18 protein-coding genes are annotated in these 22,176 nt (G+C 56.3%); 12 read left to right on the top strand and 6 right to left on the bottom strand.

What is annotated here, in order from left to right; genetic code table 11:
* Entirely contained in the window at nucleotides 1-918 is a 918-nt protein-coding gene (locus IB226_RS10180) for a DMT family transporter (protein ID WP_192235106.1), read from the bottom strand.
* 169 nt (nucleotides 919-1,087) lie between these two features.
* Here IB226_RS10180 and IB226_RS10175 point away from each other — a divergent pair, with 169 nt between their 5' ends.
* The gene (locus tag IB226_RS10175; protein ID WP_192235104.1) at nucleotides 1,088-2,029 is read left to right on the top strand and encodes an alpha/beta fold hydrolase; all 942 of its coding nucleotides are present in this window, start codon (nucleotides 1,088-1,090) and stop codon (nucleotides 2,027-2,029) included.
* Between the two features lie 11 nt (nucleotides 2,030-2,040).
* Here IB226_RS10175 and IB226_RS10170 read toward each other — a convergent pair whose 3' ends face one another.
* Nucleotides 2,041-4,212: a TonB-dependent siderophore receptor gene (locus tag IB226_RS10170; RefSeq protein WP_192235607.1), complete on the bottom strand. Its 2,172-nt coding sequence runs from the start codon at nucleotides 4,210-4,212 to the stop codon at nucleotides 2,041-2,043.
* A gap of 659 nt (nucleotides 4,213-4,871) precedes the next feature.
* Here IB226_RS10170 and IB226_RS10165 point away from each other — a divergent pair.
* The 6 genes from IB226_RS10165 (at nucleotide 4,872) to IB226_RS10140 (ending at nucleotide 10,487) form a co-directional block, all read left to right on the top strand.
* Nucleotides 4,872-5,768 carry an ABC transporter substrate-binding protein gene (locus IB226_RS10165; protein WP_110867191.1) on the top strand — a complete coding sequence of 299 codons (897 nt, stop codon included), beginning with the start codon at nucleotides 4,872-4,874 and terminating at the stop codon, nucleotides 5,766-5,768.
* Nucleotides 5,765-6,688 (top strand): amino acid ABC transporter permease, encoded by a 924-nt coding sequence (locus IB226_RS10160; RefSeq protein ID WP_192235102.1) that lies wholly within the window; start codon nucleotides 5,765-5,767, stop codon nucleotides 6,686-6,688. Before IB226_RS10165 ends, IB226_RS10160 begins: the two co-directional genes overlap by 4 nt.
* A complete protein-coding gene (locus IB226_RS10155; RefSeq protein WP_101761347.1) occupies nucleotides 6,681-7,442 on the top strand; it encodes an amino acid ABC transporter ATP-binding protein in 762 nt (253 codons plus the stop codon). The genes IB226_RS10160 and IB226_RS10155 overlap by 8 nt, the downstream gene beginning before the upstream one ends.
* A gap of 34 nt (nucleotides 7,443-7,476) precedes the next feature.
* The gene (locus IB226_RS10150; protein ID WP_192235100.1) at nucleotides 7,477-9,762 is read left to right on the top strand and encodes a molybdopterin-dependent oxidoreductase; all 2,286 of its coding nucleotides are present in this window, start codon (nucleotides 7,477-7,479) and stop codon (nucleotides 9,760-9,762) included.
* A gap of 87 nt (nucleotides 9,763-9,849) precedes the next feature.
* Nucleotides 9,850-10,122: an antitoxin gene (locus IB226_RS10145; protein ID WP_192235098.1), complete on the top strand. Its 273-nt coding sequence runs from the start codon at nucleotides 9,850-9,852 to the stop codon at nucleotides 10,120-10,122.
* Complete coding sequence (locus IB226_RS10140; RefSeq protein ID WP_192235096.1) at nucleotides 10,122-10,487, top strand: type II toxin-antitoxin system PemK/MazF family toxin; 366 nt, start codon at nucleotides 10,122-10,124, stop codon at nucleotides 10,485-10,487. The genes IB226_RS10145 and IB226_RS10140 overlap by 1 nt, the downstream gene beginning before the upstream one ends.
* 98 nt (nucleotides 10,488-10,585) lie before the next feature.
* On the opposite strand, the gene IB226_RS10135 is transcribed toward IB226_RS10140, so the two are convergent.
* The gene (locus tag IB226_RS10135; protein ID WP_192235094.1) at nucleotides 10,586-14,296 is read right to left on the bottom strand and encodes an FAD-dependent oxidoreductase; all 3,711 of its coding nucleotides are present in this window, start codon (nucleotides 14,294-14,296) and stop codon (nucleotides 10,586-10,588) included.
* A gap of 329 nt (nucleotides 14,297-14,625) precedes the next feature.
* Here IB226_RS10135 and IB226_RS23335 point away from each other — a divergent pair, with 329 nt between their 5' ends.
* Both IB226_RS23335 and IB226_RS10130 read left to right on the top strand, forming a co-directional pair.
* Nucleotides 14,626-14,748, top strand: a complete 123-nt coding sequence (locus IB226_RS23335; protein ID WP_255421536.1) for a hypothetical protein — start codon at nucleotides 14,626-14,628, stop codon at nucleotides 14,746-14,748.
* Between the two features lie 114 nt (nucleotides 14,749-14,862).
* A complete protein-coding gene (locus IB226_RS10130; RefSeq protein ID WP_007890034.1) occupies nucleotides 14,863-15,087 on the top strand; it encodes a hypothetical protein in 225 nt (74 codons plus the stop codon).
* Here IB226_RS10130 and IB226_RS10125 read toward each other — a convergent pair.
* From IB226_RS10125 to IB226_RS10115, 3 genes are read right to left on the bottom strand one after another with little or no spacing between them, the layout of a single operon-like run.
* Nucleotides 15,084-16,397, bottom strand: coding sequence for an MmgE/PrpD family protein (locus IB226_RS10125; RefSeq protein WP_192235092.1), 1,314 nt, complete (start codon nucleotides 16,395-16,397; stop codon nucleotides 15,084-15,086). The two genes, IB226_RS10130 and IB226_RS10125, sit on opposite strands and share 4 nt — an antisense overlap.
* On the bottom strand, nucleotides 16,397-17,539 hold the full coding sequence (locus IB226_RS10120; RefSeq protein ID WP_192235090.1) for an amidohydrolase: 1,143 nt from the start codon (nucleotides 17,537-17,539) through the stop codon (nucleotides 16,397-16,399). Before IB226_RS10120 ends, IB226_RS10125 begins: the two co-directional genes overlap by 1 nt.
* Nucleotides 17,536-18,081: a GNAT family N-acetyltransferase gene (locus IB226_RS10115; RefSeq protein WP_192235087.1), complete on the bottom strand. Its 546-nt coding sequence runs from the start codon at nucleotides 18,079-18,081 to the stop codon at nucleotides 17,536-17,538. The genes IB226_RS10120 and IB226_RS10115 overlap by 4 nt, the downstream gene beginning before the upstream one ends.
* A gap of 335 nt (nucleotides 18,082-18,416) precedes the next feature.
* Here IB226_RS10115 and IB226_RS10110 point away from each other — a divergent pair, with 335 nt between their 5' ends.
* The 3 genes from IB226_RS10110 to IB226_RS10100 are packed head-to-tail and all read left to right on the top strand — an operon-like array spanning nucleotide 18,417 to nucleotide 22,040.
* Nucleotides 18,417-19,487: an iron-containing alcohol dehydrogenase family protein gene (locus tag IB226_RS10110; protein WP_192235085.1), complete on the top strand. Its 1,071-nt coding sequence runs from the start codon at nucleotides 18,417-18,419 to the stop codon at nucleotides 19,485-19,487.
* Between the two features lie 33 nt (nucleotides 19,488-19,520).
* On the top strand, nucleotides 19,521-20,822 hold the full coding sequence (locus IB226_RS10105; RefSeq protein ID WP_101761353.1) for an LLM class flavin-dependent oxidoreductase: 1,302 nt from the start codon (nucleotides 19,521-19,523) through the stop codon (nucleotides 20,820-20,822).
* A gap of 18 nt (nucleotides 20,823-20,840) precedes the next feature.
* Complete coding sequence (locus IB226_RS10100) at nucleotides 20,841-22,040, top strand: aminotransferase class I/II-fold pyridoxal phosphate-dependent enzyme (RefSeq protein WP_192235083.1); 1,200 nt, start codon at nucleotides 20,841-20,843, stop codon at nucleotides 22,038-22,040.
* The last annotated feature ends 136 nt before the right edge of the window (nucleotides 22,041-22,176 follow it).

Raw genomic sequence — 22,176 nt, 5'->3', positions numbered from 1 at the left:
CTATTTGCTGGCGCTGCTGTTTACAGCGGCGCGTTTGCCTAAGCCGTTGCTGGTTACCAGCCACACCGCGCAGACAATCAGCAGCGAACCGCCGATAAAGCCCTGATTGATCTGCTCGCCCAACACTAACCAGCCCCATAAAATCCCAAACGGCGGAATCATAAAGGTGACGGTCAGCGTGCGCAGTGGGCCAATATCGGCCAGCAGGCGGAAATAAATAATGTAGGCCAGCGCGGTACAGATAAACCCAATCGCCAAAATAGAAGCCCATACTTCCGGGATTTGCCAGCTGCTGGCGGGCGTTTGCGGTGCACTAAAGGCAAAGACTGGCAGTAAAAACAGCGATGCACCCAATTGGCTGCCAAAAGCCACTTTGGTGGCATCCAGTCCGCCGCGTGCACCAATCCAGCGCTTGGTCAGGAAACCGGCAAATCCATAACAGGCGGTGGCGACCAGGCAAGCCAAAATCCCTCCGATTAAAGTGCTGCTCAGATGCGCTTCGCCGGTGGTGCTGATGACAATGATGCCGCTGAATCCGGCTATCATGCCGAGAACTTTGGTGATCGTCAGTTTTTCATCGAAAAACGCCGCACCAATGATTACGCCCATCAACGGTGTGGTGGCGTTAAGAATTGCGGAATAGCCCGCCGGTAGCACGCGCGCCGCCAGACAATACATCAGGAACGGAATCGCTGAGTTGATAACGCCCAGCAGCATCGCCCAACCTAATTTGCCCTCAAAGCGGCGTGGAATGCGCATCATCGCCATGATGATCAGTAAACCCAACATGCCGCAAAACACGCGTAAAAACGCGGTGTTCACCGCGCCCAGCGCCGGTACCGCAATGCGCATAAAAAGAAAACTGGCACCCCAAATACCGGCTAAAAGCAGCAGCCGCAACAAATCCGATGTTCGCATAAGTTTCACAATTGTTAAGAAGGAGTCGCGCACAGAATAGCAAATAACCCGCTCCGTCGGGCCGCTATTAACTGCGACTGATTACCGCTTTGCAGAAATATTCCCAGGCAGCGCAATCATCAGGTAGTATTTAGGAATAGATCATTTCCTAAATATGCGGAGAGCGAAAATGTCAGCATCAGTTATCAAACACGCACAGGGCTGGACGCAACCATTCAACGCGTTAGACGGATTTTCCCATCATTACGCCACGGTAGACGGCGTGCGTTTGCACTACGTCAGCGGCGGCAATGCAAATGGAGAAACGTTGCTGCTGCTGGCGGGATTTCCACAAAGCTGGTTCGCCTGGCGCCAGGTGATGGCGCTGCTGGGCGATCGCTATTTCATTATCGCGCCGGATTTACCCGGTCAGGGCGACTCGGATAAACCGCTCAGCGGCTACGACACCACATCGCTGGCGCAGAATGTACAGGGCTTGATGCAGCAATTGGGTCATGAAAGCTATTACCTCGCCGCGCACGACGTCGGCGCGTGGGTTGCCTGGCCGTATGCCACGCTGTTTAGCGATCAGGTGAAGAAATTGGCGCTGCTTGATGCCGGTATTCCTGGCGTGACGTTGCCAGAATCGCTGCCCGCCACGCCGGATAAAGCGTGGAAAACCTGGCACTTCGCGTTTCATCTCTTACCGGATTTGCCAGAGGCGCTGATAGAAGGGCGCGAAGCGATCTATCTCGAATGGTTCCTGAAACGCAAAGCGGCCAGTCCGATGGTGTTTGGCGATGAGGACATGGCGGAATATACCCGTTTGTTACAGCAGAAGGGCGCGATACGCGCCGGAATGGCGACTTATCGTGAAGTGACGGTTTCGGCGGCGCAAAACCGTGCGTTGCTGAAAAAACGCGGCAAATTAGCGTTGCCGTTACTGGCGATCAGCGCCGATCAGGGTTCGATTCCGGATATGGCCTTACCATTGCGTGAATTCGCTGCGGATGTGACGGGAATTAAGATCGCGCACTGCGGTCACTTCATTCCGGATGAGCAACCGCAGGCGCTGGCAGAGGCGTTGGGTGAGTTTTTAATTAAACGTCAGGTCGCCATGTCTGGCGACTAAAAACCGCTCAATCAAAACGACATCGTCACACCGGCATAATAGGCGCGGCCCGGTTCGTTATAGGTCGAAGCACCCGAATTTTCGCGGTAAATGCGTTTATCAAACAGGTTATTGATACCGGCATTGGCGCGCAGGTTTTTGCTGATGTCGTAATTGACGTTCAAACCAAACACCGAATACGGGCTGATTTCCTGCGTCGTCATGCTCGAGGTATCGATATTGGTCTCAACATTTTGACGCGGTTTCTGGCGGCCATACTGCGTCCAGTTGATGTTGGCGCTGAGATCCTGCGTCGCCTGCCACTCCAGCTGCGAGTTGATGGTGAATTCCGGGATCACCGACAGCGGATTGCCGGTTTTCTTGCTCTCGGAGCGGAACATGTAGGTGGCGTTGGAGCGCCATTCCAGCGTATCAGCGATCAAAGGAATAGTCAGATTTCCTTCCAGTCCTTCCACAATCGCTTTGCCGCCGTTTTCCCAGCGCAGCACGTTGTAAACCGGGCGAGTGCTGGAATAAACCGGCTCGGTGCCCGACACAATCTTGTTCTTGTAGTCATTGCGGAACCAGGTGATGCCCGCGACGTAGCCCTGGTTGCTGAACTCCAGTCCAATCTCTTTGTTGACGCTGGTTTCTGCATCAAGATCGTTGTTCCCCAGCAGATAACATTGGCTGAGCCCAATCGGGCAGCCGTTGCCACGCGTGGAGAGCAGATAACCCGGCGTTGACTGATACAGGTTTGGCGCTTTAAACACCCGTGCAACACCGGCCTTCAGGGTGAAATAGTCGCCCAGACCTTGCGAGAGGTTCAGGCTTGGGCTCCAGTTGGCGCCAAACTGATCGTGATAATCAAAGCGCAGGCCAGGAATCACTTCGGTACTATCGGTAGCGGCAATGTTGTCTTCGAAGAACAGTGAACTGATGGTGGCGCTGTTCTTACTGCTGCGCTGCGATGGATCGCCAGAACTGCCAGGCAAATTCACGCCGCTCGCGCTGGCCGCAAGCATTGATGCTGGATCGTTCAGCTCGTCGCGGTTCCACTCCGCGCCCAGCGTCACGGTTTGATCGACCAGCAGCTGCAGCGGGAAGTTGATCTCTCCGCCCGCGCGATAGCTTTCCAGGCGGCTGGTGGCGTACGTATCGCTGTTGATCATTCCTTCAGTACGCCCGGCAGTGCCTTCCTGCAGGCGGGTGTTATTGGTTTTCTCGTAGTTGAAATTGAGCTTCGAGGTTCCCCAATCCCAGATACCGTTGTGCGCGATGCCGTAGCTTTGGCGATACATGCGGTTAGTTTCATCACCGTACAGCGACTCCACTAAACCGTCGGTGCTGGCGTTGCTGTTGCTGTTCTGCGTGTCACCGGCATAAATATTGCCCTGACGGCTGTAGCCCCAGGAGAAGTCGATGATTTGCAGCGGCGTGATTTTCCACGACAGCACGGTATTGATGTCTTTGTTGCGCACGCCTTCACGGCCCGCCGCGTATGAACCGTTTTCTGCGGTGTTGATATCGAACGCATCGGCATCGGTGCGGTTGAGGTTGCCGTACAGGCGCATGGTCAACGCATCACCGGCCAGCGGGCCGCTGAGATTGAAGTTAGCGCGTCGGGTATCGCCTTCTTTGCTATTTTCCGGCTGGCTGGTATAGAGCGACAGCGAGCCGTGCCAGTCGTTGGTGGGACGCTTGGTAATGATGTTCACCACGCCGCCCGCCGCGCCAGAACCGTATCGAGCAGCGGCCGGGCCTCGAATCACTTCAATGCGCTCAACCATTTCAGCTGGCACCCAGTTGGTATCGCCGCGTGAATCACGCTCGCCGCGCCAGCTGTAGCGCACCGAGTTACGAGAGGAAACCGGCACGCCATCGATCATCACCAGGGTGTTTTCCGGGCCCATGCCACGGATATCGATTTGCCGGTTATTGCCGCGGCTGCCGCTGGCGCCGTTACCGGTAAGGTTTACGCCGGGCATTTTGCGAATGATGTCGGAGAGATCGTTAACAGGGGGATTTTTTTTGATGTCTTCAGCGGTGATGGTGGACACGCCCGGTTGCTGTTTCAGCTCCTGCTCGGCGGTGACGATCATTGATTCATCGTCAGCCAGCTTTTCGGTGGTTTCAGCTGCAAAGGCAGGCGACGTTAGCATTCCCGCTAAAAAAAGCGCAATTGGACGCTTTTTGCCACGCATGGTTACATTCACTTAAGTTTTCTCCCTGTAACGTTAACAATTGTAAGTAAATGCGCATGATAATGATAACGGTTCTCATTGTCTATTCAGCCAGCCGGCAACAGGCCTGATAATACAAACCTTTACAAAGGTTGTTCGGTTGCGGGGTGTAAGTTGCGAGGAGGGGAATTTCTCATTTGCTTAGAAGAAACCGTTATGAGTAAGAAGAAATGTGTCGATAAATACTGGATAAGCAGGCTATTGATTCACTAGCATATTCTGAATTCTGCTGAGTCTTACGTGCCAAATCTGGGGCGGAAATCCCGCCTTGCAACCGTGCTTGCGGCTATTGCCATATTTCGGCAATAGATATGTTTTTTTCGCATTTGTGATTGTTATCTATCTTCCAGAGAATGCTAATCGGGACGTAAATACCCGTCATAATTTCAGCCGCAACTGCGTTGGCTCCGCGTGTTCACCCCAGTCACTTACTTAAGTAAGCTCCCGGAGATTCACACACTTGCCGCCTTGTTGCAGCTGGAATTATTTAGGGTATATGAGGATGACAATTCCACTCACCGCACGCCGTTCGCGCGAGGTGAGTCAGGAGACAAAACCATCGCTACCTCAACGCCTTTTCCCTGTGGGGAAACTTTTTATAAATCAGGAGAAAGGTTCCAGTGAAATTCGCCAAAGGCATGACTCTTCTTGCGCTCGCGCTGAGTGCACACACCGCGTTCGCCGCCGATGAAAACGTCCCAACTGACAGCTCAATCCACGTGCAGGCCGATCCTGCGCTGAAAAGCCTGCTGCCTGCGGATGTGGTGAAACGTGGCTACATTGTTGCCGGAACCAACCCCAACACGCCGCCAACCACCTTCTATAAAGAAGACAACAAAACGCTGGCCGGCCGTGAAATCGATATCATGAATGCCGTGGGCGAGCGTTTGGGAATCCAGGTTCAGTGGCGCGACACCGGTGGTTTCGACAACATCATTCCAGGCCTGAAAACCGGTCGTTACGATGTGGCGCTCTCCAATATCAACGCCACGCCAGCGCGTGCCAAAATCATCGACTTCGTGGGTTATTACGATGCCAGCCGCCTCGGCATTATCTCGCGCAAAGATGCCAACATCGCGCCATTCAAAGAACTGGCCGATGTCTGTGGTAAAGAAGTGGGCGCCGGTTCCGGCACCACCCAGGTTACGCGCCTTGAAGACGCCAGCAAAGCCTGTGAAGCGGCAGGTAAAAAGCCAATCAAAGTCTCCGTCTTCCCGGATCGTCCAGCTGGCGTGCAGGCGGTGGTAAGCGGTCGCGTGCCAATGTTCCTCGGCCCGTATGAAGGTTTGCTGTGGCAGGTGAAAGTGATTAAACCGCTGACCATGAGCGGCGAAATCACCGTACACGATGCGCCAGTCTCCGTCGCTTTCCCGAAAGATTCCGCGCTGGAGCCCGCCGTACAGGCCGCGCTTAACTCGCTGATCAAAGATGGCAGCTATAACAAGATCCTCGACAACTGGGGCATCGGCTTTGGTGCTGTTAAACAAGCCAAACGCAATCAGGAAATCTTTCAATGAGTGACATTCACGACCACACCGGCGACTTGAAAATCGTCGGCAAACGTTACTACGGACGCTGGCTGAGTGCGCTGGTCGTGTTGTTGTGCGTGGTGGCGATTGCGAACTCGATGATTAACAATCCACGCTTCGAATGGAGCGTGATTGCGGAGAACTTTACCGGCGAATCGATCCTGCAAGGCGTATTAATGACGCTGCAGCTTACCGCGATCTCTGTGGTGCTGGGTTTTGCCTTCGGTACGGTGCTGGCGCTGATGCGCCTCTCCTCCAATCCGGTGCTGGTGGGCGTGAGCTGGTTCTACACCTGGTTCTTCCGTGGTGTACCGATGTTGGTGCAACTGTTCCTGTGGTACAACATCGCGGCGCTTTATCCCACCATCGCCCTATCGATTCCGGGCCTCGGCGAAGTCTGGAGCACGCAATCGAACGCGCTGGTGAGCCCATTCAGCGCGGCAGTGATCGCGCTGGTGATGCACCAATCTGCCTATGCCGCCGAAATTGTGCGTGCGGGTATCCAAAGCGTCGGCAACGGCCAGCTGGAAGCCGCGCGTGCGCTCGGCTATCGCCCTTCGCAGATTTTCCGTCACACCGTGCTGCCGCAGGCGATGCGCGCCATCATGCCGCCCGCCGGCAACGAAATCATTGGTCAGCTGAAAACCACGGCGGTGGTCTCAGTGATCTCGCTGCAGGACGTGCTGTTCTCGGCGCAGATTATTTACCAGCGCACCTATGAAGTGATTCCGCTGCTGCTGGTGGCTACCTTGTGGTATCTGCTGATGACTTCGGTGCTGTCGGTGGGTCAGTTCTATGTGGAACGCTATTTTGGCCGTGGCGTTTCGCGCCGGGAAAAACGCAGCCTGTTGAAATCGCTGCCGGGCTTCTCAGCGCCAAAAGCAGAAAGGAGCGTCAGCAATGGGTGAAGCGATCGCCTTACGTAAAGTCACTAAGCGCTTCTCTGGCGTCACCATTCTGGATGAAGTGAATCTGGATATTCCGGCCGGTTCAGTCACGGTGATCCTTGGGCCGTCGGGTTCGGGGAAATCTACGCTGCTGCGCTGCATAAACCACCTGGAAAAACTGGATGGCGGCACCATTCGCATCGGCGGCGAGATCATCGGCTATAAGCAGAAAGGCCAGGCGCTGTACGAGTTGAGCAGCGGTGAAGTTGCACGTCAGCGTGCCGAAATCGGCATGGTGTTCCAGCAATTCAACCTGTTCCCGCACCGTACCGTGTTGCAAAACATCGTCGATGCGCCGATGCGCGTCAAGAAGCAGAGTCGTCAGCAGGCGACCAGCAAAGCGCTGTCGCTGCTGAAGCAAGTGGGTTTGTCTGGCCGCGAAGATGAGTGGCCGCAGAATCTCTCCGGAGGACAGCAGCAGCGTGTGGCGATTGCCCGCGCGCTGGCGATGGATCCCGGCGTAATGCTGTTTGATGAACCCACTTCAGCGCTCGATCCCGAACTGGTTGGCGAAGTGCTGCAGGTGATCAAACAGCTGGCGCACTCCGGCATCACCATGGTGGTGGTGACGCATGAAATTGGTTTTGCGCGCGAGGTTGCTGACAACATTGTGTTTATGGAAAGCGGCAAAATCGTGGCGGCGGGGCCAACCCAGCAAGTGCTCGACGACCCGGAAAACGGGCGCGTAAGAAACTTTATTGCAACGGTGCTTTAGGCACCGTTTTTCTTTTTTGATGCCAGGAACAGTGATGACGCAAAAACCGGTAATGCACAGCGCCCATTGGGGCGCTTTTCATGCCCAGCAACAGGGCGATCGGCTCACCATCGAACCGTTCAAGGGCGATCCCGATCCCAGCCCGCTGCTGCAAAATTTCCACACTGCGTTAAACCATCCGGCGCGCGTATCCCGTCCGATGGTGCGCCGTGGCTGGCTGGAGAACGGCCCGGGCGCGGACGATCGTCGTGGCAATGATGAATATGTGGCGGTGAGCTGGGATGAGGCTTACGCGCTGGTCACGCGCGAACTGCAACGCGTCGGCGATAAGTACGGCCCGCAAGGCATCTTCGGCGGCTCTTACGGCTGGTCAAGCGCTGGCCGCTTCCATCACGCACAAAGTCAGGTGCATCGCTTCCTCAACACCACGCTCGGCGGCTACGTGCGTTCAGTCAACAGCTACAGTTCCGGCTCCGCGTCGGTGTTGCTGCCGCATATCGTCGGCGACATGAATGAAATTGCCCGTCGCGGCGTCAGTTGGGAAGAGATCGCCCAGCACAGCGACATCGTGTTGGCATTTGGCGGTTTGGCGCTGAAAAACTCGCAGGTCGCCAGCGGCGGTTTAAGCGAACACACCGAGCGCGGCTTTATGCAGCAGGCGGCTGAGCGCGGCACGCGTTTTGTCTCGGTCAGCCCGCTGCAAAGCGATCTCCCTGAAGAAGCGCAGGGCGAATGGCTGGCGCTGCGTCCGGGCACTGACGCGGCCTTCATCCTCGGCGTGTTATCGGTATTGATCGCTGAACAGCTGACCGATGAGGCTTTCCTCGCGCGCTACACCGTGGGCTGGCCAGAAATGGCGGCCTACATTCGTGGCGAAGAGGATGGCACGCCGCGCGATGCGGCGTGGGCAGCAGAAATTTGCGGCGTGAGTGCTGCGTTCATCAGCGATTTTGCTCGCCAGCTGCACGGCAAACGCGTGCTGGTGACGGTGGCGCATGCCTTGCAGCGCGCCGAAAACGGCGAACAGCCGGTGTGGCTGGGATTGGTGCTGGCGGCCGCACTTGGTCAGCCGGGCTTGCCGGGCGGCGGCTACACCTATGCGCTGGGTGCGCTGGGCCATTACGGTAAGCATCACAATCTGGTGAGTTTTCCGGCGCTACCGCAGGGTAAAAACGGTATCGATCGTCTGATTCCGGTGGCGCGTATCTCCGATATGCTGCTCAATCCCGGCAAGCCGTTTGATTACAATGGCCGCCGTTTAACCTATCCGCACATCCGTCTGGCATATTGGGCCGGCGGCAATCCGTTCCATCATCATCAGGATCTCGCGCGCTTGCGTCAGGCTTTTTGTCAGCTGGATACGCTGATCGTGCATGAGATCGCCTGGACCGCCAGCGCGCGCCATGCCGATATCGTTTTGCCCGCCACCATGACGCTGGAGCGCGAAGACATTGGCGGCGCACCCACCGATCGCCACTTGTTTGCCATGCAACCGGTGGCGCAACCGTTCGGTGAAGCCAAAGATGATTACGCGATTTTCACCGAGCTGGCGCGCCGTTTAGGCCGCGAAGAGGCCTTCACCGAAGGGCGCGATACGCGCGGCTGGTTGCAGCATCATTACGCCCAGCTGCAGCAAAAGCTGGCGGCGCATCAGGTTGAGATCCCCGACTTCGAGAAGTTTTGGCAACAAGGCGTGCTGGAGTTGCCGCAGCTGAAAGACGGCGGCCGTATGATCAACGCGTTTCGCGCCGACCCGGAAGCGTCGCCGCTGCCGACGCCGAGCGGGAAAATTGAAATTTTCTCTGCCACCATCGCCAGCTTTAACTACGAAAACTGTCCGGGACATCCGGTGTGGCGTGAACCGCAGCAAAAACCGAATCCCGATCATCCGTTTTGGTTGATCGCCAATCAGCCGGCGACGCGTTTGCACAGCCAGCTCGATTTTGGTGATTACAGCCTGAGCGGCAAACGCCATGGCCGCGAAGTGTGCAGTTTGCATCCGGCGGATGCGGCGGCGTCAGACATTAATGATGGCGATATTATCGAGCTCTACAACGCGCGCGGCCACGTGCTCGCCAGTGCGCGTCTCACCGAAACCATCATGCGCGGCGTGGTGCAGTTGCCGACCGGCGCCTGGTATGATCCGGTCGATCCTACCGCGCTGCGTCCGCTGTGCCGTCACGGTAATCCCAATGTGTTGACGCTGGATATCGGCACGTCTTCATTGGCACAAGGTTGCAGTGGACAAATCACCGTGGTGCAGGTGCGGAAATATCGCGGCGAAGTGACGCCGGTTCAGGCGTTTATTCCGCCTGCCTAAAAGCAGACGCATCTCAATAAATCAAAGTGTGACTTTGTCTCACCGAGTGATAGACTCAGTGTGACAAAGTTACACTTTGGAGGATGTATGGCTTTAACCAAACTGCGTCAGCAAGGCGGAGCCGTTGTGCTAACGATTCCCAGTGACATCGCGACCAAAGCGGGTTGGCATGTGGGGATTGAGCTAGATGTCACTGCAACTGACGAGTCAATCAACATCAAACCTGTTAACCGGCTCGCACGCGGCAGGAAAACGATGGACCAACTGTTAGCTGGCATTGATCAGGAAGAGATTCGCCAGTTTAATGATGCCGTCAGCGACGATTTGCAGGATAAACCGCAGGGCAAGGAGGCTATCTGATGATATCGCGCAGAGTTCCGCAGTTAGGTGAAATCTGGCACGTCAACGGTGATCCCGTTGAAGGCAGGGAGTTTAAAGGGCCGCATTATTATCTGGTGATTTCACGGCGGGAACTCGTCGCTGCTTTAGGGACAGCGGTTTGCATTCCGGTAACCAGCGGTGGCGGCGCATCACGCTCGAGGGCTGTTGCGATGTATCTGGATGGCAGCAGCACGGATACCGGCAGCGTAACTGGCGTAGCGTTGTGCTACCAACTTTGTTCTCTTGACCTGACCGCGCGGAAGGCAAGTTTCGCCGCGAAAGTTGAATCGCACGTCATGGATGAAATCCTGTCGATGGTAGTGGATTTGATTGATCCGCGTTAAAAAGCTGAATGCGCACCCTACGAAAATCACGATGACAATCGTAGGGACGCCATTCATGAATGCCGCCCCGTTCACCCTAACTGACTAGCTTTTTCATCTCACGCAGTGGTTTTCCGGTTATGGGTCAAATCTTTCACCGTTTCCGCTGCACGTTTACCGGCAAGGAACGCGTGGTCCGAGTTGTAATATTCCCATTCGCTGTAGCGCCCGGAAAGATGGATGCCTTGCGTCGCCAGCCAGCTACGAATCAGCGTGACGTTGGCGGTGCGTTGATGGTCGTACACCACATAAGCGTACGGCATATCCACTTCGCTGGCGGTAACGATCTCATCATCGGCATTGATGATGCCGACCCGAATACAATCTGCAATGCAGCGTTCAATCAACGCATCGCCTTCGCAAGGAAGCGGCTGATCGTCGCGATAGGTCATTTCGCAGGTCAGGCCAAAACCGCCTTCTGGATTGCAGTGCGGGCTGGCGTTGCCCTGTAAAAAGATGCGGTGGAACAGCGTGTTGCCGGGATAGTAAATCCAGTGTTTGTCGCTGATATTGGCGCGGCCAATGCCCAGATTGACGCAGCGCACCGAGATATGACGCAGTTGCTTCGCCGCTTTCTGCACCGCTTCTGGTGCAAAGCTGCCCATCAATCGCACCAGTTCTGGCAGCGGCAAGGTGCTGATCATCTGGTCATAATGGAATTGTCGACCGTCACTTAACAGCACGCGCCGTTGCAGCGGCTGGATCTCGCTGACGCCCGCTTCCATTTCCAGCGTGCAGTTCAGATGTGGTAGAAATCCTTCCATCAGCGCCTGAAAACCGCCGCGCAGCGGATAGCCAAAGCGCGCATTGGGGCCGACCGGCTTATCCAGCGGCGCCAGCGCACCGGAGATGATCTGCTCCAAATCGGGCAGCGGCACGCGTCCGCCGAGCCATGAGGTTTCCATATTCACCAGCGGTGTTTTCCACAGTTTCTGGTTATACGGCAGGGCGAAATGGCGGGCGATGCCTTTGCCCCAGGTACGGAAAATAAAGCTTTCGAAATCTTCGCTCTCCGGCTGACAAACCAGGCTTTCACCATCCGGGATGGCGCCATCGGCGCAGCAATCACGCCGCGCCTCGGTGGCCACCGCCTGTAAAGCGGGAGGCGACGCATAGCGCGCTTCAATCGCGCCTAACACACACTCGCCAATCACTTCGGCAGGCAAACCATGCAGCGCCGACTGGAACGGATAGCGGGTGTAAACATCATGGCTGTAAACCCAGGCTTCACGTGTTTGCCAGTGCTGATTGTCGCCCAGCAGGATATCGTACAGGCGCAACACGTAAGGATCGTTGGAGAACATAATGTGGCCGGCGTGATCGAAGGTGAATCCCTGATCCTCGACCGAACGGCACCAGCCGCCCACGGTGGCATTTTTCTCCAGCACCACTGCGCCCGCGCCGTAGTGATAACCGGCGCTCAACCCCGTTGGCCCGGCCCCCAAAATCAAGCACGCAACGGTATTGTGCGCCAGCGCGGGCGGAGGGGCGGCGGCTATTTCGGGATGGGAAATCTGACGTTGGGTCAGCGCCACGATATGCGCCTGCATCTCATCGACAGTGCGATCCCACGAGGTTTCCGCAACGCGTGTCGCCATGTTTTTCGCTAGCTGATAGCGGGTTTCCACCGGCATGCTGAGCGCCGCTTCACAGGCCTGAACAAAGCTCTGATGCGAGTCGGCGATGCTCACCACGTCGGCATAGTGTCGCGCCACATCGGCAATCGCGGTGCTGACAATCGGCAGCTGCGCTGCCATGTACTCCAGAACTTTGGTAGGACTGATAAAGCGCGTCGAAGCATTGAGCGCGAACGGCATCAGGCAAAGATCCCAGCCGGCGAGAAAGTGCGGCAAGGCGGCGTACGGTTGCTGGCCGAACCAGTGCAGATTGCTGCGCTGGGGCAGGCTGGCGGCATCAATTTTCACCACCGGACCGACCATCACGATCTGCCAGTCGGGATGCGCATCGGCCAGCGCGGCAATCAGCGTCAAATCGAGGCGTTCATCAATTACGCCGTAATAGCCGAGGCGCGGTTTTGGCAGGTTTTCCTGCAGCGGATGACTGTTAGTGCGGTCCAGCGCCTGTTCGAAATGTCCCGCATCGACGCTGCTTGGGCAGCAGAAAACCTGCGGATGGCGATGTTTCTTCGCTTCATACAGGCTGGTGCCGCCGGTGAACACCAAATCGGCGCGGCTCAACAGCGCCGATTCACGCTGCTGAAGCTGACGCGGCGCCTGATTAAAGGCGGAGAGCTCATCCATGCAGTCATAGATAATCGCGCTCGGTGTAAAGCAGGCCAGCAGCGGCAGCGCCATCGGCGTATAAAACCACACCAGCGGCGTTTCATCGTCAGCAAGCAGTTCAGCCAGCAGCGGTTGCAGCACGGCGATTTGGCTATCGTGGAAGCCGGGCGCGGCCACATCGGTATGCGGTTCGATCACCGTCACATTGGGTGCTGGCTGATATTGGCGTAACGCGGCTTCACCGGGCTGATAAATCGGCTCTTCGATAAACACAATGCGGTGGAACTGGGCGAGGCGCGACAATAGATGCTGTGGACGTTGAAAGACAAATCCCCAACGTAAATGACTGAATACCACTAATACGGATTGTTTCATGACGCTTTCCTCTGGCCTGCTGGCCGCGGTGATAAGACCCTGAAAACGGGCTAATAATCGTTGTGATTGCTGTAATGACGCGGCATAAACTGGGTTCAGTAGACGCTTTTTGTGGGGATCGACATCCCACAATCCGCTGCGTGGCCAGTGTTCGAGATCTTCCCAAAGTGGGCGATCGATAATCGGATAAAGACAGATGCCGCGGATATCACAGCCATTGAGCTGTGCCTGCGCGACATCGGCGGTCACTTGGGCGATCCAGGCGGCGCGTCCGCTGCCGACGTGGCTGGTTTCCGCCAGCAAAATGGGCCGCTGATAACGCTTAGTTAACTGCGCCAGCAGCGGATGCAGCGGCACGCGGCGCGCATCGCCCAGATGCCACTCCAGCCGGCAGCCGGACCCGGTGAGCCACTGATTGCCGTGGTAATAATTGGCGCCAACCACATCGAGATAGTGCGGTTTGCCGCCGAGTTCCGGCTCGCGCAAACCGGCGATCATGTCCCACGCCTGATATTGCGAAGCGTTGATATCGCGGGTGCGCTGCCGACACGCATCGCTGTCTTCATCCGGCACCACGTGAATAATCGGGTCGCAGTGCAGGAAACGCGCACGCGGATCTGCAAGGCGAATGGCGGCGCAACCCGCCAGCGTGGCGCGAATCAATTGACGTTTAATCTCATCGGGATCGGTATGGGCATTATTACCAAACAGGCCGACAGAAATTCCCCACGCCATAAACGAGATTTCATTCATCGGCGAATAAATGGGGGCGTCTTCATAATATTCCGCGAGGAAGCCCGCCATGCGCTGACAAAAAGCGGCGAAGCGCGGCACAAATTCGCTGGAAAATAAGGTTAAGTCATCCGGCCAGCCGTAATGGCAAAAGGTCCAGTTAATTTGCACGCCAAAGGAGCGCGCCGAATTCATGCGTTTTTTTAAACTTTCGAGCGTGGTTTGCGGTTCCATTTCCGCCAGTCGCCAGCCAATACTTTCGCGGGCGGAGGTAATGCCAAACTGCTGCAGCGCGGCGTAATCGTTATGGTATTGCGATAAATGGTCGGTCAACGCATTCATTGAAAGCCGCTCGCCGAAGGGATTGATATGATCCGCTCCCTCATAACCGGCTTGCCAAAAGCTGGAAAATGGCGACATGATGTTCCCCCGGAATAACATTCAGGAAATAGCAATAAATAAAAGAAGTTAATCGTGTTATAGGGGCGCCATTTAAGGCAACCAGGGAAATCGACTGTTGAACCTAATTCAAATTATAACCACGCTTTGGCTTAGCGCAAATGGCTGAGCTGAAAAGAAAATAAGCCCAGCGTGAGTTTTGCTTATTTAAGTGAAGCGGTGCAAAGAAATGAAGATATTATTGTTGCGCGATTTCTTACGCTTAACTCACATAATGAAAAGAAGGGCGATGTTTAATTTATTTCATTACTACACTTTAATTAACCCAATTCGGGTTTACGGAGGTACGTATGTCAGAACGTCCAGATGATGATGTAATTCCACTGCCAGGTGATGATGAAACATTACCTGACGAAGATGATGATTTACCCCGCGATACTGAATTCCCTGAAGATCAGCAACCTAAAATCTGAAAATCAGTCGAGCCGCCGCTGGCGGCTCACTATTTAGAGTGCACTCTGCTGTAATTCCCCCATAATACCTCTCCAGGATTCATTTATTTTTTTAACACTTAAGGGAGAGATACGATGGTCAACGACTATTTCACACAGCCACCGATTGGCGTCACGGTTGAGCAGCATAAACGCACCGTTGCGGTTGCGGCGGCATTAGCGGTGGCAAAAGAGTCAGTTAGCGCCTCAACCTCTGCCAGCGGATCTAAGGCATCGTGGGATTTGCAGGCGGTTGCCAATGAGATTGCAAATCTGGCCGATGCCATTCAGGATGCGCTGGAGCCGGTTGAAACGCTTTAAGCGAGCAGTTGGGTTAACTGCGCCAGATGCGCGCTGTTAGCCAACTCGCTGCTGTTCAGCAGTTGTTGCTGACGTAGCGGGGACTCCTGCTGCAGTGCCGCGCGCAGCTTGCCTGCGACATCCACCGCATCGGCCAGCGATTGCTGACGTGTGCGGTGATGCTGCAACTGCAAGCCATCGCCTAGCGTAATCGTCACCAGATGAAAACGCAGCGCCGGGTTAATCGCATCCGGTGGCGCACCTTCATCTGGCATACGACGCACCTTTGCTGCCAGCGGCATCACCTCTTGATTCAACTCGCCTTCGGCAAAATCCTGCAAACGCAAATCGCCATACATCAGCATCGCGGCGATCACATATTCCAGACTGAAACGCGCTTCGATGCCATTGGTTGGCACGCGCACCGATGCCGCAATATCACCGCCCGGCGGAAACGCCACGCTAATTTCGCTGATGTTTTCCAGCAAACTTTCCAGTGATTTACCGCTCGCCAGCCATTGATTGCGCAAGATGCGCGTGGCTTCGGCGGCGCTGTGCGTACCGGCGCAGGTGGGGAAGGGTTTAAATTCCAACCCAGGCGCGACGATGCGCCACGGCTGCGCCCAATGCTCAATCAGTTTTTCCGGCTGCGCCTGGCCATTGCTGGTGGCGGAGATGAAAGCGTCAATCACGCCGTCCTGCTTGCTATCAAAGCCTGCCAGCGTCAGCTGTGCGGCGCTCACCGCGCGTTCAGCTGCAAACCCGGCATGCAGCGGCTTTACCGCCGAACCAAACTGCGCGCGTAAGCCGCTGGCCTGCGTGGTGGCGATGCCGAGCAGCGTTGCGGTGGCAGCCACATCCAACGCCAGCAAACGCGCCAGCGCGGCGGCAGCGGCGACTGTGCCAAGCGTCGCGGTATTGTGATGACCTAAGGCGTAATGCTGCTGGCTGACGGCGAGGCCTGAACGTCCGGCAACCTCCACGCCGACCGCATAGGCATCAAGAAACTGATCCAGCTCAGAGGGCTGCAACTGCTGCCAGGCAAAGAGCGCAGGCAGAATCACCACGCTGGGATGCCCGCGAAAATCCGCATGGAAATCATCGTAATCCAGCGCGTGGCTGGCATATCCGAGCAGCAGGGCGTTGGCTCGCGCGCTGCCGTCGCCATATACGCTGCGCAGCGCCGGTAATCCGCTGTCTGGCACCTGACCTTGCAGTACCGGCCAGCTGACGGCGAGGAAATCACGCACCCCTTCGCGCGCCGCATTACGTGCGGCGGCGTCCGGTTGGCTGTGAACAATGCGCTCAGCCAGCGCGGCAGTGAGGCTCATCAGCTCACGCTCTTCAGCGCTGCGACCGCCAGATTGGCGAGATAGCGCGACGTCGGCAGCAGCACATCATCATTGATGCGAAACGCCGGATGGTGCAGCGCGTAAGGCTCGCCGGTGCCAATCATCATAAACGCGCCCGGCAGCTGTTGCTGATAGAACGCGAAGTCTTCGCCGATTGGGCTGGCTTCCACCACGCGCGCCTCAAAGCCGCTGGAGCTGGCCTGCTGCAAGGCAAAATCCGCCCAATGCGCATCATTCACTACGGATGGCGGACCCGCGTGCCAGTTGAATTTCACCTCGGCGGCGAAAGCGGCGCCGATACCTTGCACGATTTCACGGAAGCGCTGCTCCAGACGTTCGCGCGTTTCCTGCGAGAAGGAGCGCACCGTGCCTTCCAGCCAGGCGCTATCAGGAATCACGTTCCAGGTGCTGCCGCTGTGAATCTGGGTAATCGAGACCACCGCGTTATCGCCGGATGGGGCATTGCGGCTAATCAACGTTTGTGCGGCCGAGACAATTTGCGCGGCAATCACAATCGGATCGTTACCCTGATGCGGTTTGGCGGCGTGGCTACCCATGCCGGTGATGCTGATATCAAAGCGATCGACCGCTGCGGTGAGCGGACCGGCTTTGCTGCCAATCACGCCTGGCGGCAGCGACGGATCGTTGTGGATGCCGAAGATTGCCACCGCGTCATCCAGCGCGCCGGTCGCGATCACATCGGGCGCGCCCTGGCCGGTCTCTTCAGCAGCCTGAAACAGAATACGCACGCGACCTGGCAGGGTATCTTCCTGCTGTTTGAGCAGAATCGCTGCCCCCAGCGCCGCCGAACTGTGAAAGTCGTGGCCGCAGGCGTGCATCACGCCGGGACGTTCAGATCGGAAGCTCACATCTGATTGCTCTTCAATCGGCAGCGCGTCAATATCGGAGCGTAACACCATCAATGGGCCACTTTCCGCCCCAATTTCCGCCACTAAACCGGTTTTGAGCGGGAGATCCAGCACGCGAATCTGGTGTTGCTCTAATTGCTGACGAATTCGTGCGGTGGTTTCAAACTCTTGATTGGAGAGCTCGGGAAAACGGTGCAGTTCATGGCGGAAAGCGATCAGCTGTTCGCCTAAGATGTCGAGAGATTGGCTCATGCTTTTACTCCTTGTTGTGCCGCCTGGCGTGTTAACCACGCATCGTGGGCGCTTTCATCCAGTACTTTCTTCATATATTGCGTGATGTGGCCTTTGCCAAGATCGGTGGTGTGCATCAGCTGGAAACCGCGCTTTTTGTACATCTCGATCAGCCACGGATGGTTGGTGGCGGTGCCGAGCGACACCGCAGGCGCGCGTAACTGGCCCAGCAAGATCTCCTGCTCGAGACGATCCTGCACCTGACGACCAAATTGCTGGCCGGGATAATCGGGATGCGCGCCAAACCAGCCGATATGCGGCAGGCCAAACGGGCCGGGCAGCGGTCCCCACGGATAGCGTACGGTAACGGATGAGACCATCACATCATCGGCATACAGCGCATAAACACCGTGGCTCTGCAGATGACGCAGTGTCTTGGCAAGGTCGGCGGTGGCGGCATCAAATTTAATGCCGAGCGCCAGCGTGGGTGCATACGCGGCATGCATCAGCGCCTGATAGGTTTCCACCTCGTCTTCTCTAACCTGACGAAATTCAAGTGACATAGACATCCCCGGGGAAAAAACCGCCATCAGGCGGAGAATCAAAAAGCAGGCACCTTCCATAGCGGCGCGATTCATCGCGCAATAAATTGCGCCGCTACGCAAGGTGCTCGTCTGTTATAAGGGTTCAGATTACCAGCAAAGCCATTCCCCGCTATATGTGAAAAATAACTAAGCTAATGCGAATTTGTGAAAATGAAATCGCCCCTTTTGCATTGCTTAAATCGTTATTTACCGTAGTATGCAGAAAATACATAGCGCTATAACTATTCTGTATTAACCCTCTGAATTATCTTAATTTAATCCGTTATAGCCTTATTCTTAATCAGGGTGACGCCGTGTTAGCGATCAAATCTCCGCGTGCATATGCACATGAATCCGGTTTGCGTGCGCGCGCCGGTGAATTTATCAAACCTTACGCTTCCCATATTCGCGTCTTTACTTCCCCCCGCGCCTGGCAGGCCGTTAATCCGGAATTAATCCAGAGCATTGAAGCCAATGATATTCGCTGGGAAATAGAGTATCTGACCGGTGAATGCACCGATGCCGCGATTGAAACCCTGAAGCACAATGTCGAGCGGCAGGGCGCTGAACTGCTGTTTGCGATCGGCGGCGGGCGCGTGCTGGATGCGGCAAAAGCGGTGGGTAGCCAGCTGCCCGATCTCAAGGTGATCAACTTCGCCACGGTTGCCGCGACTTGCGCTGCCTGGTCGCCGGTGGCGATTGTTTACAACGAGCAGGGCGGCCATGTGCGCAGCCAGCCGCTGGGCAAAATGCCGGATTTGGTACTGGTCGATAGCGAGATTATCGCGCGCAGCGACGTGCGTTACCTGAAGGCCGGCATCGTTGATGCGCTGGCAAAATATTATGAGTTCTATCCGTATCAGCGTAACAATCCCAACGATCTGGCGCTGGATCTCAAAGTGATGACCGCCAAACGCGCGCTGGATCTTTATCGCGAGCTGGGCCCGGCGGCGGTAGCCGCTAACCAGCAACAGCAGGTCACGCCGGAGCTGGTGAAAATCATCGATGCCAATATCGTGTTGGCCGGATTAGCCAACAGCGTGCGCGATGTGCTGCCGACGCCAGGTTTTGCTCACGCCATTCACAATCGTCTGACGCATCAGCCGGAACTGCATCAATGGCTGCACGGTGAAAAAGTGGGTTACAGCCTGCTGGTGCAATCGCTGATTGAGCATGACGGCGTGCCGGATGCCGATCTGCTGACGCTGCTGCGTGCGTACGACATGCCGCTGACCTTAGCGCCGTTAACCGGTGACCGCGCGGCGACGATTCGCACCATCGCAGAACAGATTAAATTCCCGGCGGCCAGCGCCGAACGTCTGCCATTCCGCATCTCTGCCGATGCGCTGGAACAGGCGCTGCTGGCGACCGAGAACACGTTTTAAATCGCACCACTTTTTATTGACCAGGACAAATTAATGGCTAACTCAAAACAACAACGCCGCATCCGTTTAGGCCTTTTCGTGCAGCCAGTAGGACAACACGTCAGCGGCTGGCGTCTGACGGAAAAGCTCGGCGATCCAACTGACATCGACTGGCTGATCACCATCGCCAAAAAAGCCGAAGCCGGTAAATTCGATCTGTTCTTCGTAGGCGATGCGCTGGCCACCAGCATGTATCGTCTGCCCTCGACCATGGCGCGCCTTGAGCCGCTGACCATGCTGTCGGCGCTGGCGGTGAATACCAAACGCATCGGTCTGGCGGCAACGGCGTCTACCACCTTTAGCGATCCGTTCACCATGGCGCGCAGCTTCTCTTCGCTGGATCACATCAGCCGTGGTCGCGCGGCATGGAACGTGGTGACCTCGTTCTCTACCGATGTAGCGCGTAACTTTAGCCGCAACGATATGCCAAACCATGCCGAGCGTTATGCGCGTGCGCGCGAATTCCTCGAAGTGGCTGACAAGCTGTGGGCCGGTTGGGAAGAGGGCGCGGTGCAGCCGAACAAAGAGACCGGTGCGTACTTTGTTGATGAAAAAATCCAGCCGATTAACCATGAAGGCGAGCACTTCCAGGTGCAGGGTCCGCTGAATATCACCCGTTCGCCGCAGGGTCGTCCAGTGATCATCGAAGCCGGTTCCTCCGCCGATGGTCAGAAACTGGCGGCGGAAACCGCGGAAGTGATCTTCACCGCGGCTGCCAGCCTCGAAGAAGCACAAACTTTCTACCGTTCGCAGAAAGATCAGGTCATTGCCGCTGGTCGTAATCCGGATCATGTGGTGATTATGCCGGGCGTGATGCCGATTGTGGGCCGCACGCGTGAAGAGGCCAAAGCACTGTGGAAAGAGCTCAACACGCTGGTGGACATCGAAAACGGTCTGCGTCAGCTGTCGCTGCGTTTCAGCATGGATCTCAGCCAGTTCCCGCTGGATGGTCCGGTGCCAGAAGTGCCTCTTGGCGAGGGCAACCAGAGCCGCGTTAAACTGATGACCGATATGGCGAAACGCGAAAATCTGACGCTGCGCGAGCTGGCGGCGGTGGCTGCTGGTTCACGCGGACATCGCGTGATTGTCGGTACCGCCGAAGATATCGCTGACGATTTCGAGCTGTGGATGAACGAGGGCGGCGCGGATGGTTTCAATATTATGCCGGCGATCATGTCCGAGCAGCTGGATCTGTTTGTTGAGCTGGTGATCCCTGAACTGCGCCGTCGCGGCCTGTTCCGTGACGATTACGAGTTCGCCACGCTGCGTGAAAACCTCGGCTTGCCGGTGGTCTAACCCATTCAGGAGCTCAACATGGTCACCTTATCAAAGCGTGTGCAGTCCGTGTCGCTCTCTGCCAATGCGGCGGCGCGTCAACTGACGCGCCAGCTGAAAGAGCAGGGCGTGGATATTCTCGATCTCACCACCGGTGAGCCAGATTTTGATACGCCCGCGCATATTCGCCAGGCGGCGGTGGCGGCAATGGAAGCCGGTGAGACGCGCTACACGCCGACCAATGGCACCACGCCGCTGCGTAAAGCGGTGCTTGCTAAGCTGAAAAATGAAAATCAGCTCGATTATGAGCTGGCGCAAATTTGCATCGCCAACGGTGCCAAGCAGATTATCTTCAACGCCTTTGCCGCCACGCTGAATGAAGGCGATGAGGTGATTGTGCCTGTGCCTTATTGGCCGACGTTCCCGGATAGCGTGCGTTTTAACGGCGGTGAGGCGGTGCTGCTGGCGTGTCCGCTGGAGCAGGAATACAAGTTGCAGCCGCAGCAGCTGGCGCAGGCGATCACTGCTAAAACCCGCTGGCTGGTGCTGAACAATCCCGGCAATCCTTCTGGCATGGTGTACAGCGCAGATGAGCTGACCGCGCTGGCGACGGTGCTGCGCGATCATCCTGATGTGCTGATCATGCTGGATGAACTCTACGAGCATATTCTGTTTGATGGTCGTGAACATATTAGCCTGCTGCACGTTGCGCCGGATTTAGCCGACCGTATTCTGCTGGTGGGCGGCGTGTCGAAAACCTATGCCATGACCGGCTGGCGCATCGGTTTCGGTGCCGGGCCTAAAGCGTTGATCGACGCGATGGTGGTGGTGCAGTCGCAAAACAGCTCCGGTGCCAGCGCGATCAGCCAGGCTGCGGCGGTGGCGGCGTATAACGGTGGACTCGACTTCCTGCCGCCGCAACGCAAGTCTTATCAGGATCGCCGCGATGCGATTATGGCGCTGTTAAAGCCGGTGCAGGAAATTGACGTGCTTAATCCTGATGGCGCGTTCTTTATTTTCTGTCGCTGCGCCGGTTTATTAGGTAAAACGCGTCCCGATGGTCAGAAGATCGAAAGCGAGCAGGATGTGATGAATTATCTGCTGGAAAGCGGTGTCTCTGGCGTGGCGGGCAGCGCGTACGGATTATCACCTTATTTCCGTTTGTCGATTGCCACCGACATTGAAACGGTGCGTGAAGCGGGCCGCAGAATTGCGCAGGCCTGTGCGGTTCTGAAATAAGCTTATTAGTAAAAGACGTCAGATATTTTCGGGGGATTATGTGACTTAACGGCAAGTATGATGCGCAATCCGGTATCGCTTGCCAGGATTATGTTTACGACGTTTTAAAAGCGTATATCAAACAGATTAACGCGCA

The sequence above is a fragment of the Pantoea sp. PNT03 genome (assembly GCF_014852515.1).
GTDB lineage: Bacteria > Pseudomonadota > Gammaproteobacteria > Enterobacterales > Enterobacteriaceae > Pantoea > Pantoea leporis.
Note: the sequence above shows the minus strand (reverse complement) of the source record. Positions and strands in the feature narration are given on the sequence as shown.